At 59.8% G+C, this 17,295-nt stretch carries 9 protein-coding genes; all 9 read left to right on the top strand.

Going from position 1 to position 17,295, the window contains the following annotated elements:
- Positions 1-40 precede the first annotated feature (40 nt).
- The 9 genes from FHT92_RS22625 to FHT92_RS22585 all read left to right on the top strand — a co-directional run bounded on the left by FHT92_RS22625 (position 41) and on the right by FHT92_RS22585 (position 17,285).
- Positions 41-3,361, top strand: coding sequence for a DUF2126 domain-containing protein (locus tag FHT92_RS22625; protein ID WP_183829526.1), 3,321 nt, complete (start codon positions 41-43; stop codon positions 3,359-3,361).
- Positions 3,362-3,375: 14 nt separating this feature from the next.
- On the top strand, positions 3,376-5,793 hold the full coding sequence (locus tag FHT92_RS22620; RefSeq protein ID WP_183829522.1) for a circularly permuted type 2 ATP-grasp protein: 2,418 nt from the start codon (positions 3,376-3,378) through the stop codon (positions 5,791-5,793).
- Positions 5,790-6,677, top strand: coding sequence for a transglutaminase domain-containing protein (locus FHT92_RS22615; protein ID WP_183829519.1), 888 nt, complete (start codon positions 5,790-5,792; stop codon positions 6,675-6,677). Before FHT92_RS22620 ends, FHT92_RS22615 begins: the two co-directional genes overlap by 4 nt.
- A 117-nt stretch (positions 6,678-6,794) precedes the next feature.
- The gene (locus tag FHT92_RS22610) at positions 6,795-7,976 is read left to right on the top strand and encodes a TadE/TadG family type IV pilus assembly protein (RefSeq protein WP_312858783.1); all 1,182 of its coding nucleotides are present in this window, start codon (positions 6,795-6,797) and stop codon (positions 7,974-7,976) included.
- Between the two features lie 278 nt (positions 7,977-8,254).
- Positions 8,255-10,717: a glycogen/starch/alpha-glucan phosphorylase gene (locus tag FHT92_RS22605; RefSeq protein WP_183748631.1), complete on the top strand. Its 2,463-nt coding sequence runs from the start codon at positions 8,255-8,257 to the stop codon at positions 10,715-10,717.
- Positions 10,714-12,921, top strand: a complete 2,208-nt coding sequence (gene glgB / locus FHT92_RS22600; RefSeq protein ID WP_183829513.1) for a 1,4-alpha-glucan branching protein GlgB — start codon at positions 10,714-10,716, stop codon at positions 12,919-12,921. The genes FHT92_RS22605 and glgB overlap by 4 nt, the downstream gene beginning before the upstream one ends.
- A 19-nt stretch (positions 12,922-12,940) precedes the next feature.
- A complete protein-coding gene (gene glgC / locus FHT92_RS22595; RefSeq protein WP_183829511.1) occupies positions 12,941-14,203 on the top strand; it encodes a glucose-1-phosphate adenylyltransferase in 1,263 nt (420 codons plus the stop codon).
- Positions 14,204-14,206: 3 nt separating this feature from the next.
- Positions 14,207-15,652 carry a glycogen synthase GlgA gene (glgA, locus tag FHT92_RS22590; RefSeq protein WP_183829508.1) on the top strand — a complete coding sequence of 482 codons (1,446 nt, stop codon included), beginning with the start codon at positions 14,207-14,209 and terminating at the stop codon, positions 15,650-15,652.
- A 1-nt stretch (position 15,653) separates the two neighbouring features.
- A complete protein-coding gene (locus tag FHT92_RS22585) occupies positions 15,654-17,285 on the top strand; it encodes an alpha-D-glucose phosphate-specific phosphoglucomutase (protein ID WP_183829505.1) in 1,632 nt (543 codons plus the stop codon).
- Positions 17,286-17,295: the final 10 nt, after the last annotated feature.

Here is a 17,295-nt window from a genome sequence, read left to right as displayed (position 1 = left end):
ACAGCTAAGCCGATCAACGGCGCGCGGACAAAAGAGCAATATGTCGATCAAAGCCAGCATCTATCATCTGACCCATTATCAATATGACAAACCGGTCCGCCTCGGCCCACAGATTATCCGCCTGAAGCCTGCCTCGCATTCGAAGACGCGGGTGCTGAGCCATTCGCTTAAGGTTACGCCGTCGAACCATTTCGTAAACCTGCAGCAGGATCCATACGGCAACTACCTCGCCCGCTTCGTCTTCCCCGACCCGGTGACCGAATTCAAGATCGAGGTCGATCTCGTCGCCGACATGACAGTTTACAATCCCTTCGACTTCTTCGTCGAAGAGGAATCGACGATGTGGCCTTTCGACTATCCGGAAACGATCCGTGAAGACCTGTCGATATACATGAAGCCGGATGAGCCCGGCCCGCGTCTGAAGGCCTTCCTCGAAACGCTCGACCGCTCAGTGCAGAAGACCGTCGATATGGTCGTCGGCCTTAACATGCGCTTACAGCAGCAGATCGGCTATGTGATCCGCATGGAGGCCGGCGTCCAGACACCGGAGGAGACGCTCGAAACTGCCAAGGGCTCTTGCCGCGACACGAGCTGGCTGCTCGTCCAGATATTGCGGCACCTCGGCCTCGCCGCGCGCTTCGTCTCCGGTTATCTCATCCAGCTTACCCCGGACCTCAAGGCGCTCGATGGGCCCTCTGGCACGGAATATGATTTCACCGACCTCCATGCCTGGGCGGAAGTCTATCTTCCCGGTGCCGGCTGGATCGGCCTCGACCCGACCTCAGGCCTTTTGACAGCTGAAAGCCATATCCCGCTTGCGGCTACGCCGCATTACCGCAACGCCGCGCCGATATCAGGCGGCTATTTCGGCGACGCCGAGACTGAATTCGCCTTCGACATGAAGGTTGCCCGCGTCGCCGAACATCCGCGCATCACCAAACCCTTTTCGGACGACGCCTGGGACCAACTCAACGAACTTGGCGAAAAGGTCGACCGCATCCTCGAAGTCGAAGACGTGCGCCTCACCATGGGTGGCGAACCGACCTTTGTCTCCATCGACGATTTCCAGTCCGATGAATGGAACACCGAAGCCGTCGGCCCGACGAAGCGCGAAAAGGCGGATGCCTTGATCCGCCGTCTGCGCGCCCGTTTTGCTCCAGATGGCTTCCTGCACTACGGCCAAGGCAAGTGGTATCCGGGCGAAAGCCTGCCGCGTTGGACCTTCTCGCTCTACTGGCGCAAGGATGGCCTGCCGATCTGGTCGAATGACAATCTCGTTGCCACTGAAGGCCGCAACTATCAGGTCACCGAGGACGATGCCGGCCGGCTGCTGACTGCGATCGCAGGCGAACTGGACATTTCACCTGATTATGTCGCCCCCGCCTTCGAAGATCCGGCCGAATGGCTGGTCAAGGAAGCAAGCCTGCCGGAAAATGTCGATCCGTCAAATTCAAAGTTGAAGGATGCCGAGGAACGCACACGCATCGCCCGCGTCTTCGATCGCGGCTTGACCCGCCCCACCGGCTATGTTCTGGCCGTTCAGGCTTGGAATGCGCGCGCCAACGGCCGCAACTGGATGAGTGAGAAATGGTCGACGCGGCGCGGCCGCATTTTCCTCGTCCCAGGCGATAGCCCGGTCGGCTACCGCCTGCCGCTCAATTCGCTCGCCTATATCCCACCCTCGCAATATCCCTACATCAACCCGCTGGATCCCTTCGTGCAGCGGCCCGAACTGCCGGATTTTGGTCAGGACAGCGGGCGTCCGCTGCAGGCTGCGCACTTCCAGCCCTTCACCGGTCAGCAGCCGACCATGCCTCAGTCCGCCAACGAGATCGGCGGTTACGTCCGCACCGCAATTTCCGTCGAGCCCCGCGACGGTCGCCTCTGCGTGTTCATGCCGCCAACAGAGACGCTCGAAGATTATCTCGATCTCATCGCCTCGACCGAACGCGCCGCCGCCGCTCTCGGCCTTGCCGTCCATATCGAAGGATACGCGCCGCCGCAGGATGAGCGCATCAACGTCATCCGCGTGGCACCCGACCCTGGCGTCATCGAGGTCAATATTCATCCTTCCTCGACATGGAAGGAAACGGTCGACATCACCACCGCCATCTACGAGGAAGCGCGGGAGAGCCGCCTCGGTGCCGACAAATTCATGATCGACGGCCGACACACCGGCACCGGCGGCGGCAACCATGTCGTCGTTGGCGGCAGCAATCCGAACAACAGCCCTTTCCTGCGCCGTCCCGATCTCCTGAAGAGCCTGGTGCTGCACTGGCAGCGCCATCCATCCCTCTCCTATCTCTTCTCCGGCCTTTTCATCGGCCCGACTAGCCAGGCGCCGCGTATCGACGAAGCACGCCACGACAGCCTCTACGAATTGGAAATCGCGCTCGCGCAGATTCCGGCGCCCGGTCGCGGCCTGCAGCCCCTGCCCTGGCTGGTCGACCGCCTGTTCCGCAACCTCTTGATCGACGTGACCGGCAATACGCACCGGGCCGAAATCTGCATCGACAAGCTCTTCTCTCCAGATGGGCCAACCGGTCGCCTCGGCCTCGTCGAGTTCCGTGGCTTCGAAATGCCGCCGAATGCCCGCATGTCGCTCGCCCAGCAATTGCTGGTGCGTGCGCTGATTGCCCGCTTCTGGATGAGGCCGGCCGATGGCAAGTTCGTCCGCTGGGGCACCTCGCTGCATGACCGTTTCATGCTCCCGCATTATGTCTGGCAGGATTTCCTCGATGTACTCGCGGACCTCAGCGAAAACGGCTTCGACCTGAGCCCCGAATGGTTCAAGGCACAGCTCGAATTCCGCTTCCCCTTCTGCGGCGAAGTCGAATACGAAGGCTCAAAACTGGAACTGCGGCAAGCGCTGGAACCCTGGCATGTCATGGGTGAGCAAGGCGCGATCGGCGGCACGGTGCGTTATGTCGATTCGTCGGTCGAGCGCCTGCAGGTCCGCCTCGAAACCGGCAATGCCTCGCGCTATACCGTCACTTGCAACGGTCGGATCGTGCCTTTGACGCCGACAGGCACATCAGGCGTTTCCATCGCCGGCGTGCGTTTCAAAGCCTGGCAGCCAGCTTCCGGTTTACATCCGGTACTGCCGGTGAATACGCCTTTGACTTTTGACATTTATGATACATGGTCGAAACGTTCGATCGGCGGCTGCATCTATCACGTTGCCCATCCGGGCGGGCGGAACTATGACACCTTTCCGGTCAACGGCAACGAGGCGGAAGCGCGCCGACTCGCCCGCTTCGAACCGTGGGGACACACGGCGGGCGGTTATATTCCGCGCGCCGAGGCGGTCTCGCCTGAATTCCCGCTCACGCTGGATCTGAGGCGGCCCGCCGGAATTTGAAGAAACTGGGTCTGATGGGCAAGGAGCCTGCACTGGAACTGAGGGACGAAATCGAAGAACCGGCCGGCGGGGATGCGGTCTTCGACTATGAGCCCTTGCCCGGCATCGCCGACGAGATGGTGGACAATAACGGCACCATCCGCCCGGTCTGGCAGCGCTTCCTCGCCCATCTGAACATCATGCCGGAAAAAGATCTGGCCGAGCGGTTCGCCCGCGCCGACCGCTACCTGCGCGACGCCGGCGTTTTTTATAGGGCTTACGGCGCCAAGGGCAGTGGCGAGCGTGCCTGGCCGCTCTCCCACATTCCGGTGCTGATCGACGAGCGTGAATGGCAAGCTCTTTCCTCAGGTCTCGTGCAGCGTGCCAATCTCCTCGAAGCGATGGTTGCCGATATCTACGGCGACAACAGGCTCGTCGAGGAGGGCATCGTTCCGCCCGCCCTCATTGCTGCCAATCCGGAATTCCAGCGACCTCTGGTCGGCGTAAAACCGGCAACCGGGCACTATCTGCATTTCTGCGCCTTTGAGATCGGCCGTGGCCCTGACGGTAATTGGTGGGTACTTGCCGACCGCACGCAGGCGCCTTCGGGCGCCGGCTTCGCACTGGAAAATCGCGTGGCGACCACCCGCGCCTTTTCCGATATTTACGCCGAAACGCCGGTTCACCGCCTCGCTTCCTTCTTCGGCGCCTTCCGAGACGCGCTGCAGACGATGAAACATTCGGGCGACGACCGCATCGCGGTTCTGACCCCCGGCCCGGCCAACGAAACCTATTATGAACACGCCTATATTGCCCGCTACCTCGGCTTCATGCTGCTGGAAGGCGAAGATCTGACTGTCGTCAACGGCCGCGTCATGGTGCGCACCGTCGCCGGTCTGAAGCCGATTGGCGTGCTGTGGCGACGTCTCGATTCTGCCTATGCCGATCCGCTGGAATTAAATCAGAACTCGCATATCGGCACGCCCGGCCTTGTAGAGTCGTTGCGCGCCGAAACCGTCACCATCGTGAACGCGCTCGGCACCGGCGTTTTGGAAACGCGCGCCCTGCTCGCCTTCATGCCCGCCGTCTGTCGCCAGCTGCTGGGCGAAGATCTGCGCCTGCCGTCCATTGCCACGTGGTGGTGCGGCCAGAAGGACGAGCGTGATCACGTGGCTGCCAATATCGAGAAGATGGTGATCGGCCCGGCCTATTCCCGCGCGCCCTTCTTCGATGACAGCGGCGAATCCGTCCTCGGCTCGTCGCTACGCGCCACCGCAAAGAATTCGATTGCAGACTGGCTGACAAGCGACGGTGCAAAGCTCGTCGGTCAGGAAGTCGTCACGCTCTCGACTACACCCGCCTGGGTCAACGGCAAGCTGACGCCGCGGCCGATGTCGTTGCGCGTATTCGCCGCCCGTACCGCCAACGGCTGGCAGATCATGCCCGGCGGCTTTGCCCGCATCGGTTCCGGAGACGATGTCGCCGCCATCGCTATGCAATCCGGTGGCGCGGCCGCCGATGTCTGGATCGTCAGCGACAAGCCGGTCGAGCGCCACACACTGTTGCCCGCCGAGGGCAGCTTCACCCGCAATATGCCGGGCAGCCTGCCGAGCCGCGCAGCCGACAACCTCTTCTGGCTGGGCCGCTATATCGAACGCGCCGAAGGAGCGCTGCGCATCCTGCGCGCCTGGCACGCACGCTACGCCGAGGCAGCCGACCCGAACCAGCCGCTGCTTGCCGACGTCACCAATTATCTTGCCGCCGTCGATATCGACACCGCCGAGCCGGTGCCGGAATCGCTGCTGCGCAATATTGACAGCGCCGTCTATTCGGCGAGCAATATCCGAGATCGCTTCTCGCCGGACGGATGGCTGGCGCTGAACGATCTTGCCAAGACCGCCCGCCGCTTCCACTCGACTATCACCGCCGGTGACGATGCCAGCCATGCGATGACCATCCTGTTGCGCAAGCTCGCGGGCTTTGCCGGTCTCGTGCATGAAAACATGTACCGCTTCACAGGCTGGCGCTTTCTCTCGCTTGGCCGATACATCGAGCGCGGTCTGCACATGACGCGGCTTCTCGGCCATATGTCCGGCCCGGAAGCGCCCGACGGCGCGCTCGACATGCTGCTCGAGATCGGCGACAGCGTCATGACCCACCGCCGCCGCTACAACGTCAACACCGCGCGGCTGACCGTCACCGATCTCCTGGCGCTCGATCCTCTCAATCCGCGCTCGATCCTCTTCCAGATGAACGAGATCCATCGGGAGGTCGAGCAGCTTCCGAACGCCTTCATGAACGGCCAGATGTCGCCCTTCTACCGCGAGGCGATGCGCCTGCATTCGGGCCTCGCCGTCATGACTCCGGAGACGATGAGCGGTGAGGTCTATCACCGGCTGGAGCGTGAACTGGAACAGCTCTCCGACCTTCTGGCGCAGACCTATCTCGGATGACGGCCGTGCTCTACGATCTCACTTTGCATATGGGCTATGCCTACGACACGCCGGCGTCAGGTGCGCGCCATATCATGCGCCTCATGCCGCTCTCGCTGGCAAACCGCCAGCGGCTTGTCGCAGGCTCGATCAGCATTTCGCCGCAGCCGGACGAACAGTCGCATTTTGTCGATTTCTTCCAGCATCCGGCAACATCCTTCCTGCTGCGCTCGCCGCATGAAACGCTCGACATCCGCATGCAGGCCCGCGTGCAGGTCGAAAGCCAGGTCATGTCGGCGGACTTCTCGCCGTTGCTGGCCGACCTGCCGGAGGAAGTTGCCGGAATCTGGTCGCTCGATTCTGGATCGCCCCACCATTTCCTTGGCGACAGTCCGCGCCTGACGGAAACCAAGGCGATCAGCGAATATGCAAAGACCTGTGTCCAACCCTCGCTGACAGTCATGCAGATCGCCTATGCGCTTTGCGCCCGCATCAACGAGGATTTCACCTACGATCCGGAAGCGACGAGCGTCGACACGACTCCGCTGGAGTCCTTCAAGCTGAAGCGCGGTGTCTGCCAGGATTTCACCCATGTGATGATCCTGGCGCTGCGCAGCCTCGGCATCCCCGCCGGTTACGTTTCCGGCTTCCTCCGCACCATCCCACCGCCCGGCAAGGAGCGGCTGGAAGGGGCTGACGCGATGCATGCCTGGGTCCGCATCTGGTGCGGCGAGACGGTCGGCTGGATCGAACTCGATCCGACCAACAATATCCCTGCTGGAACCGACCATATCGTCGTCGCATACGGCCGCGACTACGCCGATGTCGCACCCGTTATCGGTGTGCTCAAGAGCTACGGCAGCCAGCGTTCCGTGCAGGCAGTAGACGTAATTCCACTCAAATAATCCCGAAATTGGAAAAAACAGCCACTTGCCTACAATTTTAAATACTGGCTTTAGCACCCATTAGAGTCATCTGGTCCATCAAGAGCCCAATAGCGCTCCTTTGAACCGGTGGACATGATGAACACCTTGCATTCGCTTCTTGATCGGCTGCGGCGCGACCGTGGCGGCAATTTCGGAATCATGACGGCTATCTTGCTGCCGGTGCTCATCGGTGCCGCGGGCTTCGCGATTGATACCATGAACATCATGGCTTCGCAGCGCCAGCTTCAAGAAGCAGCCGACGCCGGAGCTCTTGCAGCAGCGTCCGCACTTTCTGCCGGCAAAGTCACCACCGACGATCAGGCAAAGACCCTCGCCAAGGATTTCGTGATCGGCCAGATGGCAAACCATGTCGATGCAGCAACTATCAGTGCTTTGGAAACATCGACGGCCGTGAGCATCAACACGACAACCTCGTCAGGCGGCAAAAGCTACAAGATCTCGGTCAATGCGTCCTATCCGCTGAGCCTGACACCATTCATGAACGTGCTAGGATTCAAAACGTCCAATATAGCGGCGGCAGGCACCTCAACCGGCGGGATCAGCCAGGAGCGTAGCGCGGTTTCCATGACGCTCGTTCTCGACGAATCCGGCTCGATGCTCGCAAATACCGGCACCAAGATTGTGCCGACAACGAGTTGCAAGCAATACAATACCAGCGGTCAGTCGATCGGTACGAAGAGCCCGTGCTATATTAAGAAAATTGAGGCATTGAAGACGGCTGCCAACCTCCTTCTCGATCAGTTAGACAAGGCCGACCCGCAATCCAAATACGTTCGCACCAACGCAATCGCCTGGAGCGGCAGCATCCAGGACTCTAATAGCTTCAACTGGGGCACTTCCAAAACGAGGACCGAAGTCATCAATACGATGTCGGCAGGCGGCAACACGGAATCGTCAGTGCCGATGGAGAAAGCCTATAATGGCCTGAATTCGACAGGCGGAGGCTCGGAGTCGAAAATTCAGGCTGATGCCGGCAACAACAAGCTAACGAAATATATCGTCTTCATGACGGACGGTGAAAACAACAATTCTGCGTCCGACACAAAGACGCTGGCCACCTGCGCCAATGCCAAAAAGGATGGGATCAAAATCTATTCGATCGCATTCATGGCCCCCGAAGCGGGAAAAAACCTCCTGAGCACGTGCGCCAGTGGCCCTACCTACTACTTCCAGGCAGAAAGTATGAACGACCTTATTGCCGCCTTCCAGGCCATTGGGCAGAACGCGGCGGCCGACAAAACCCTGCTGACGCAGTAATCAAAGCCCCCGTTCTCACAATCAAAAAGCCGCTCCCGGAACAAACCAGGGCGGCTTTTCGTTTGAACGTTACTCCGCTCATCAGATCGGGAAAACCGATTGAAATCAAGTCCCTTAAGCCGCTCGAATGTGAAGGTTCCGCAAATTTTTCGTTTGTCCAATTCCCTTGTTGCAAGTGCGTGATAACGGTGCATAAACTGCCCTGTCAGCTTGAGCGACAAATCGATTGAAGCAGGCGTAAGATACTGTAACCAAATCAAAATTGGTGAGACCTGACCATGAATACTGTTTCGAAGCCGATCATTCTCTCACCAGCTCCGCGCAGTTCCCGACCAGAAATCCTCGCGGAGGAAATCATCGAGCGTCTGACCTACCGCATCGGCAAGGATGCCAAGGTCGCCAAGCCGCACGACTGGCTGACGGCAACCATTCTCGTAGTGCGTGACCGCATCATCGACAAGTGGATGGAATCCACCCGCAAGGTCTATGAAACCGGTGCCAAGCGCGTCTACTATATGTCGCTCGAATTCCTGATCGGCCGCCTGATGCGCGATGCCGTCTCCAACCTCGGCCTGATGGAAGAGGTAAGGGACGCACTTGCTTCGCTCGGCGTCGATATCAACGTCATCGCCGGCCTCGAACCGGATGCTGCCCTCGGCAACGGCGGTCTCGGTCGTCTTGCCGCCTGTTTCATGGAGTCGATGGCAACTGTGGATGTCCCGGCTTACGGCTACGGCATTCGCTACGTCCACGGCCTCTTCCGCCAGCAGATGGCGGATGGCTGGCAGGTCGAACTGCCGGAAAACTGGCTTGCGCACGGCAACCCCTGGGAATTCGAACGCCGCGAAAGCGCCTACGAAATCGGTTTCGGCGGCTCGATCGAGGTCATCGGTGGCCATGACGAGCAACCGCGTTACGTCTGGAAACCGGCCGAGCGAGTCATTGCCGCGGCTTTCGATACTCCTGTCGTCGGCTGGCGCGGCAAGCGCGTCAATACGCTGCGCCTCTGGTCGGCCCAGCCGATCGACCCGATCCTGCTCGACGCCTTCAATGCCGGCGACCATATCGGCGCGCTGCGCGAAAGCAACAGGGCCGAAAGCCTGACCCGCGTTCTCTACCCGGCCGACGCAACGCCTGCCGGCCAGGAACTGCGCCTGCGCCAGGAATATTTCTTCTCGTCCGCCTCGCTGCAGGACATCCTGCGCCGTCACCTGCAACAATATGACGACTTCACATCCCTGCCGGACAAGGTGGCGATCCAGCTCAACGATACCCACCCAGCCGTTTCCGTTGCCGAACTTACGCGTCTGCTCTGCGACGTGCATGGCCTGGATTTCGATACGGCCTGGGATATCACCCGCCGCACCTTCTCCTACACCAACCACACGCTTCTTCCCGAAGCGCTGGAAAGCTGGCCGGTTCCGCTCTTCGAGCGTCTGCTGCCGCGCCATATGCAGATCATCTATGCGATCAACGCCAAGATCCTGATCGAGGCGCGCAAGACGCGGAATTTCTCCGACACGGAAATCCGTTCGATCTCGCTGATCGATGAAAGCGGTGACCGTCGCGTTCGCATGGGCAACCTCGCCTTCGTCGGCTCGCATTCGATCAACGGCGTCTCGGCTTTACACACCGACCTGATGAAGGTCACAGTCTTTGCGGACCTGCACAAGCTCTATCCTGATCGCATCAACAACAAGACCAACGGCATTACGCCGCGTCGCTGGCTGCAGCAATGCAACCCCGGCCTGACCGGCCTGGTGCGCGAAGCGATTGGCGATGAATTCCTCGACGACGCCGAAAAGCTGCGGGCGCTCGACAAATTCGCCACCGACCCGAGCTTCCAGCAGAAATTCGCGGCCGTGAAGCGTGCGAACAAGGTGGCGCTCTCCAACCTCGTCGCCAGCCGCATGGGCGTGAAGCTCGATCCTTCGGCCATGTTCGACATCCAGATCAAGCGCATCCACGAGTACAAGCGTCAGCTCCTGAACATCATCGAAGCCGTTGCGCTCTACGATCAGATCCGCTCGCATCCGGAGCTGGATTGGGTGCCGCGTGTAAAACTCTTCGCTGGCAAGGCTGCGCCGAGCTATTACAACGCCAAACTCATCATCAAGCTCATCAACGATGTCGCCCGTACCATCAACAACGACCCATCGGTCCGCGGCCTGCTGAAGGTCGTCTTCGTGCCGAATTACAACGTTACGCTTGCCGAGGTCATGGTCCCGGCCGCCGACCTTTCCGAGCAGATCTCGACGGCCGGCATGGAAGCGTCGGGTACCGGCAACATGAAGTTCGGCCTGAACGGTGCGTTGACCATTGGCACGCTCGACGGCGCCAATGTCGAGATGCGCGACAATGTCGGCGAAGACAACATCGTCATCTTCGGCCTGCAGGCCGACGAAGTCGCCAAGATCCGCAGCGAAGGCCACAATCCTCGTGCGATCATCGAAGGCTCGCGTGAGCTGTCTCAGGCACTTGCCGCCATCAGCTCGGGCGTCTTTTCTCCGGATGATCGCAACCGCTACACCGGTCTCATCGATGGCATCTACTCACACGACTGGTTCATGGTTGCTGGCGATTTCGATGCCTATTCCGCCGCCCAGCGCGAGGTCGACCAGATCTGGACCAACCAGTCCTCCTGGTATGAGAAGACGATTAACAATACGGCGCGGATGGGCTGGTTCTCCTCTGACCGTACGATCAGACAATATGCAGACGAGATCTGGAGAGCCGGATGAAGCCGCCGAAAGCCGCCCCTGAAGTGAAGCTTCCCTGGGAAATTTCGGCAGACGAAATCGCGGCAATCCTCAGTGGCTCGCATGCCAATCCTTTTGCCGTCCTGGGCGTGCACCAGGTCAGCGGGACTTTCATCACCAGGTGTTTTCTTCCGGGCGCCGAGGAAGTCACGGCGATGACGCTGGATGGAACACCGATCGGCGATCTCCACCAGCTTCATCCGGACGGTATTTTCGGCGGCGAGGTCTCCATCTCCAAATTCCAGCCCGTGCGATATCGCGCGCGCCGTGCCGACGCGGAATGGGCTGTGACCGATGCTTATAGTTTCGGCCCTGTACTCGGTCCGATGGACGATTATTACGCCCGACAAGGTTCGCACCTGCGGCTTTTCGACAAGATGGGCGCCCATCGAATTAAGCATGAAGGCGCAACCGGCATCCACTTTGCCGTCTGGGCACCGAATGCGCAGCGCGTCTCCGTCGTCGGCGATTTCAACAATTGGGACGGACGGCGTCACATTATGCGCTTCCGTTCCGACAGTGGCATCTGGGAAATCTTCGCTCCCGACGTGCCGCTCGGCGTTCCCTACAAATTCGAAATCCGCGGCCATGACGGCGTGCTGCTGCCTCTGAAGGCGGATCCCTTTGCGCGCCGCAGCGAACTTCGCCCGAAAACAGCTTCTGTAACAGCCGCCGAGCTAGCACAGGAATGGCAGGACGAGGAGCATCTGAAACACTGGCGCGAAGCCGACAAGCGTCGGCAACCGATCAGTATCTATGAGGTCCATGCGGGCTCCTGGCAGCGTCGACAGGACGGCTCCATGCTGTCCTGGGACGAGCTCGCCTCAAGCCTCATTCCCTACTGCGTCGATATGGGCTTCACCCATATCGAATTCCTGCCGATCACCGAACACCCCTATGACCCCTCCTGGGGCTACCAGACGACCGGGCTCTACGCGCCAACCGCCCGCTTCGGTGAGCCGGAAGGTTTCGCCCGTTTCGTCAATGGCTGCCACAAGGTTGGCATCGGCGTCATTCTCGACTGGGTACCGGCACATTTCCCGACCGACGAACATGGTCTCGGTTGGTTTGACGGTACCGCTCTTTACGAGCACGAAGACCCGCGTAAGGGTTTTCACCCGGACTGGAACACGGCAATCTACAATTTTGGCCGCACCGAAGTCGTATCTTACCTCGTCAACAATGCGCTCTATTGGGCTGAGAAATTCCATCTCGACGGCCTGCGCGTCGATGCGGTCGCCTCGATGCTTTATCTCGACTATTCGCGCAAGCACGGCGAATGGATTCCGAACGAATATGGCGGCAATGAAAATCTCGAAGCCGTCCGCTTCCTGCAGAACCTCAATACCCGCATTTACGGCGAACATCCCGGCGTCATGACCATCGCCGAGGAATCGACCTCCTGGCCGAAAGTTTCCCAGCCGGTCCATGAAGGCGGCCTTGGCTTCGGCTTCAAGTGGAACATGGGCTTCATGCACGACACGCTGAGCTACATGAGCCGCGAACCGGTGCATCGCAAGCATCATCACAATGAGCTGACCTTCGGGCTGCTCTATGCCTATTCGGAAAACTTCGTCCTTCCGCTGTCCCACGACGAAGTCGTGCACGGCAAAGGTTCCTTGATCGCCAAGATGCCTGGCGACGACTGGCAGAAATTCGCCAATCTGCGCGCCTACTACGCCTTCATGTGGGGCTATCCAGGTAAGAAGCTGCTCTTCATGGGGCAGGAATTTGCCCAATGGGCCGAATGGAGCGAAAACAAGTCGCTTGATTGGAACCTCCTGCAATATCGTATGCACGAAGGCATGCGCCGGCTTGTGCGCGACCTCAACTTCACCTACCGCAGCAAGGCGGCGCTCCATGCGCGCGACTGCGAAGGCGACGGCTTCGAATGGCTCATCGCAGACGATTATGAGAACTCGGTTTTCGCTTGGCTGCGCAAGGCGCCCGGCCAGAAGCCGGTGGCCGTCATCAGCAACTTTACACCCGTCTATCGCGAGAACTACTCGATCCGGCTGCCTTCTGCCGGACGCTGGCGGGAAATCCTCAATACCGATGCCGATATTTATGGCGGCAGCGGAAAAGGCAATGGCGGGCGCGTGCAGGCCGTCGATGCCGGCGGCGAGATAAGCTGCTCGATAACCCTGCCGCCGTTGGCGACGATCATGCTTGAACCTGAGAATTAGTGACTGGTGGGAGGAGAAAATGGTAGAAAAGCGTATTCAGCCACTTGCCCGCGATGCAATGGCCTATGTTCTCGCCGGCGGTAGGGGAAGCCGCCTCAAGGAACTGACCGACCGACGAGCCAAACCAGCCGTCTATTTCGGCGGCAAGGCGCGCATCATCGATTTCGCACTGTCCAATGCCTTGAATTCCGGCATCCGCCGCATCGGCGTCGCCACCCAATACAAGGCGCATTCGCTGATCCGCCACATGCAGCGCGGCTGGAACTTCTTCCGTCCGGAGCGAAATGAAAGCTTCGACATCCTGCCCGCCTCCCAGCGCGTTTCCGAAACGCAATGGTACGAAGGCACCGCCGACGCCGTCTATCAAAACATCGATATCATCGAGGACTACGGCGTCGAGTACATGGTCATCCTGGCCGGCGACCATATCTATAAGATGGACTATGAATACATGCTGCAGCAGCATGTCGATACCGGCGCAGACGTGACCATCGGCTGCCTGGAAGTCCCGCGCATGGATGCGGTCGGTTTCGGCGTCATGCATGTCAACGAGAAGGACGAGATCTTCGCCTTCATCGAAAAGCCGGCCGATCCGCCTGGTATTCCGGACAAGCCGGATTTCGCGCTCGCGTCCATGGGCATCTACGTCTTCCGCACGAAGTTCCTCATCGAGGCGCTTCGCCGCGATGCCGCTGATCCGACTTCGAGCCGCGACTTCGGCAAGGATATTATCCCCTATATCGTCGAGCATGGTAAGGCGGTCGCCCACCGCTTCGCGCAATCCTGCGTCCGTTCAGATTTCGAACACGAGCCTTACTGGCGCGACGTCGGTACGATCGACGCCTACTGGCAGGCCAATATCGATCTGACCGCGATCGTTCCAGCCCTCGACATCTACGACAAGTCCTGGCCGATCTGGACCTATGCCGAGATCACCCCGCCGGCGAAATTCGTCCACGATGATGAAGACCGACGCGGTTCGGCAACGTCATCCGTCGTTGCCGGCGACTGCATCATCTCGGGCGCAAGCCTCAACCGGAGTCTTCTCTTCACCGGTGTCAGGGCCAACTCCTTCTCCAAGCTGGAAGGAGCGGTCATCCTGCCCAATGTGAAGATCGGCCGGCGCGCGCAGCTCAAGGATGTTGTGATCGACCACGGTGTCGTCATTCCTGAAGGTCTGGTCGTCGGCGAGGATCCCGAACTTGACGCCCGACGCTTCAGACGGACGGAAAGCGGGATTTGCCTGATCACGCAACCGATGATCGACAAGCTGGATATCTGACTTATGAAAGTTCTTTCGGTTTCGTCCGAAGTCTTCCCGCTGATCAAGACAGGGGGCCTTGCCGACGTGGCGGGCGCCCTGCCGATAGCCCTCAAATCCTTCGGTATCGAAACCAAGACCCTAATGCCCGGCTATCCCGCCGTGATGAAACTCTTGCAAAATCCGGCCGTCCGGCTGGAGTTTTCCGATCTTCTCGGCCAGCCTGCACGCGTGCTCGAGGCCGAGCATCAGGGTCTCAATATTCTCGTCCTCGATGCTCCCGCCTATTACGATCGTCCCGGCGGTCCCTATCTCGATACGAACGGCAAGGATCACCCCGATAATTGGCGCCGCTTCGCCGCCCTTTCGCTGGCAGGTTCCGAGATCGCTGCAGGCCTGCTGCCCGGATGGCGCCCGGATCTCGTGCATGCGCACGATTGGCAATCCGCCATGGTGCCGGTCTACATGCGCTATTATCCGACGCCGGAACTGCCGAGCATTCTGACGATCCATAACATCGCCTTCCAGGGTCAGTTCGGCGCCGATATCTTCCCACACCTTCGTCTGCCACCGCACGCTTTCGCTACCGAAAGCATCGAATATTACGGCACGGTCGGTTTCCTCAAGGGGGGCCTGCAGACCGCCACGGCCATCACTACAGTCAGCCCTTCGTATGCCGACGAAATCCTGACCCCGGAATTCGGCATGGGCCTGGAAGGCGTCATCGCCAGCCGCCGCGACGTACTGCATGGCATCGTCAACGGCATCGACGCTGATATCTGGAATCCGGCGACCGATCCGGTCGTCCATACCCATTACGGTCCGACGACACTGAAAAACCGCGCTGAAAACCGCAGGTCGATCGAGGAGTTCTTCCATCTTGACCATGACGACGCGCCGATCTTCTGCGTCATCAGCCGGCTCACCTGGCAAAAAGGCATGGATCTCGTCGCAAGCGCGGCCGACAAGGTCGCCGCTTTTGGCGGCAAACTCGTCGTTCTCGGATCGGGCGAAGCGGCCCTCGAAGGCGCGCTGCTGGCTGCCGCCCATCGCAACCCCGGTCGCATCGGCGTTTCCATCGGTTATAACGAGCCGATGTCGCACCTCATGCAAGCCGGCTGCGACGCAATCATCATCCCGTCGCGCTTCGAGCCCTGCGGCCTCACCCAGCTTTATGGCTTGCGTTACGGCTGTGTACCGATCGTGGCGCGCACCGGCGGTCTCAACGATACGGTGATCGATGCCAATCATGCCGCACTTGCAGCCAAGGTGGCGACAGGCATACAATTCGCACCGGTAAACGAAGAAAGCATGCTACAGGCACTGCGCCGCGCCATGCACCTTTACGCAGATCAAAAAGTCTGGACCCAATTGCAAAAGCAGGGCATGAAGTCGGATGTCTCTTGGGAGAAGAGCGCCGAACGTTATGTTGTCCTGTATTCAAGCCTCGTCTCGAAAGGCATGACCTAAAATGATCAAGTCCATTCCAACCACGCCCTATCAGGACCAGAAGCCTGGCACCTCGGGTCTGCGCAAGAAGGTTCCCGTCTTCCAGCAGCCGAACTATGCGGAGAACTTCATCCAGTCGATCTTCGATTCGCTCGAAGGTTATCAGGGCAAGTGTTTGGTCATCGGCGGCGACGGACGCTACTATAACCGCGAAGTCATTCAGAAGGCGGTCAAAATGGCCGCCGCCAATGGCTTCGGCAAGGTCATGGTGGGCAAGGGCGGCATTCTCTCAACCCCGGCAGCTTCCCATATCATCCGCAAATACAAAGCCTTCGGTGGCATTATCCTGTCGGCCAGCCACAATCCCGGCGGCCCGACAGAAGACTTCGGCATCAAGTACAATGTCAACAATGGCGGTCCGGCACCGGAAAAGATCACCGACGCGATCTTTGCTCGTTCCAAGACGATCGAGAGCTACAAGATCGCCGACTTCGCCGACGTCAATATCGACCGCATCGGCAAGGAAGAGCTGCCGGGCGGCATGATTCTTTCGGTCATCGATCCGGTCGAAGACTATGCCGCGTTGATGGAAGAGCTCTTTGATTTCGGCGCGATCCGCAACCTCATCAGCCTTGGCTTCCGCATCGCCTTCGATGCCATGAGCGCCGTTACCGGCCCCTATGCCAAGGAAATCTTCGAGAACCGTCTCGGCGCTCCCTCGGGTTCCGTGCGCAATTTCATGCCGCTCCCGGATTTCGGCGGCCATCATCCGGACCCTAACCTCGTTCATGCCAAGGAACTTTACGACGAGATGATGGGTGAGGATGCGCCCGATTTCGGTGCCGCATCCGACGGCGACGGCGACCGCAACCTCATCATCGGTCGCGGCATTTTCGTCACCCCGTCCGACAGCCTTGCAATTCTCGCTGCCAACGCCAACCTGGCGCCCGGCTATTCCGGCGGCCTCGCCGGTATCGCACGTTCCATGCCGACATCGGGCGCGGCCGATCGCGTGGCTGAAAAGCGCGGCATCGGCATTTACGAGACCCCGACCGGCTGGAAGTTCTTCGGCAACCTGCTCGACGCCGGCATGGCGACTATCTGCGGCGAAGAAAGCGCCGGCACCGGCTCCAGCCACGTCCGTGAGAAGGATGGCCTCTGGGCCGTTCTGCTCTGGCTGAACATCCTGGCCGTCCGCGGCGAGAGCGTGCAGGAAATCGTCACCCAGCACTGGCAGACCTATGGCCGCAACTACTATTCCCGCCATGACTATGAAGGCGTCGACAGCGATGCGGCAAACGGCCTGGTGGACAATCTGCGCAGTCAGCTTTCCACCTTGCCCGGCAAGACGTTTGGTGACCTCACTGTCGAGAAGGCGGACGACTTCGCCTATCACGACCCGATCGACAAGTCGGTCAGCGAACATCAGGGTATCCGCGTCCTTTTCCAGGGCGGCTCCCGCGTCGTCTTCCGCCTTTCCGGCACCGGCACGTCTGGCGCAACCCTGCGCGTCTATATCGAGCGCTATGAGCCGGATTCGACTCGCCATAATATCGAAACGCAGGAAGCGCTCGCCGATCTGATTGCGGCCGCGGAAAGCATCGCCAACATTCGTGAGCGCACGGGACGCAACGAGCCGACCGTGATCACCTGATCCGGGGGGC

The sequence above is a fragment of the Rhizobium sp. BK377 genome (assembly GCF_014193935.1).
Lineage (GTDB): Bacteria > Pseudomonadota > Alphaproteobacteria > Rhizobiales > Rhizobiaceae > Rhizobium.
The sequence above is the reverse complement of the archived record's forward strand: the minus strand, read 5'-3'. Positions and strand labels throughout refer to the sequence as shown.

Excerpts from the sequence above, each read along its gene's own strand:
- glgB (WP_183829513.1), top strand. The coding sequence starts at position 10,714 with ATGAAGCCGCCGAAAGCCGCCCCTGAAGTGAAGCTTCCCTGGGAAATT.
- FHT92_RS22615 (WP_183829519.1), top strand. The coding sequence starts at position 5,790 with ATGACGGCCGTGCTCTACGATCTCACTTTGCATATGGGCTATGCCTAC.
- glgC (WP_183829511.1), top strand. The coding sequence starts at position 12,941 with ATGGTAGAAAAGCGTATTCAGCCACTTGCCCGCGATGCAATGGCCTAT.
- FHT92_RS22620 (WP_183829522.1), top strand. The coding sequence starts at position 3,376 with ATGGGCAAGGAGCCTGCACTGGAACTGAGGGACGAAATCGAAGAACCG.
- FHT92_RS22610 (WP_312858783.1), top strand. The coding sequence starts at position 6,795 with ATGAACACCTTGCATTCGCTTCTTGATCGGCTGCGGCGCGACCGTGGC.
- FHT92_RS22585 (WP_183829505.1), top strand. The coding sequence starts at position 15,654 with ATGATCAAGTCCATTCCAACCACGCCCTATCAGGACCAGAAGCCTGGC.
- glgA (WP_183829508.1), top strand. The coding sequence starts at position 14,207 with ATGAAAGTTCTTTCGGTTTCGTCCGAAGTCTTCCCGCTGATCAAGACA.
- FHT92_RS22605 (WP_183748631.1), top strand. The coding sequence starts at position 8,255 with ATGAATACTGTTTCGAAGCCGATCATTCTCTCACCAGCTCCGCGCAGT.
- FHT92_RS22625 (WP_183829526.1), top strand. The coding sequence starts at position 41 with ATGTCGATCAAAGCCAGCATCTATCATCTGACCCATTATCAATATGAC.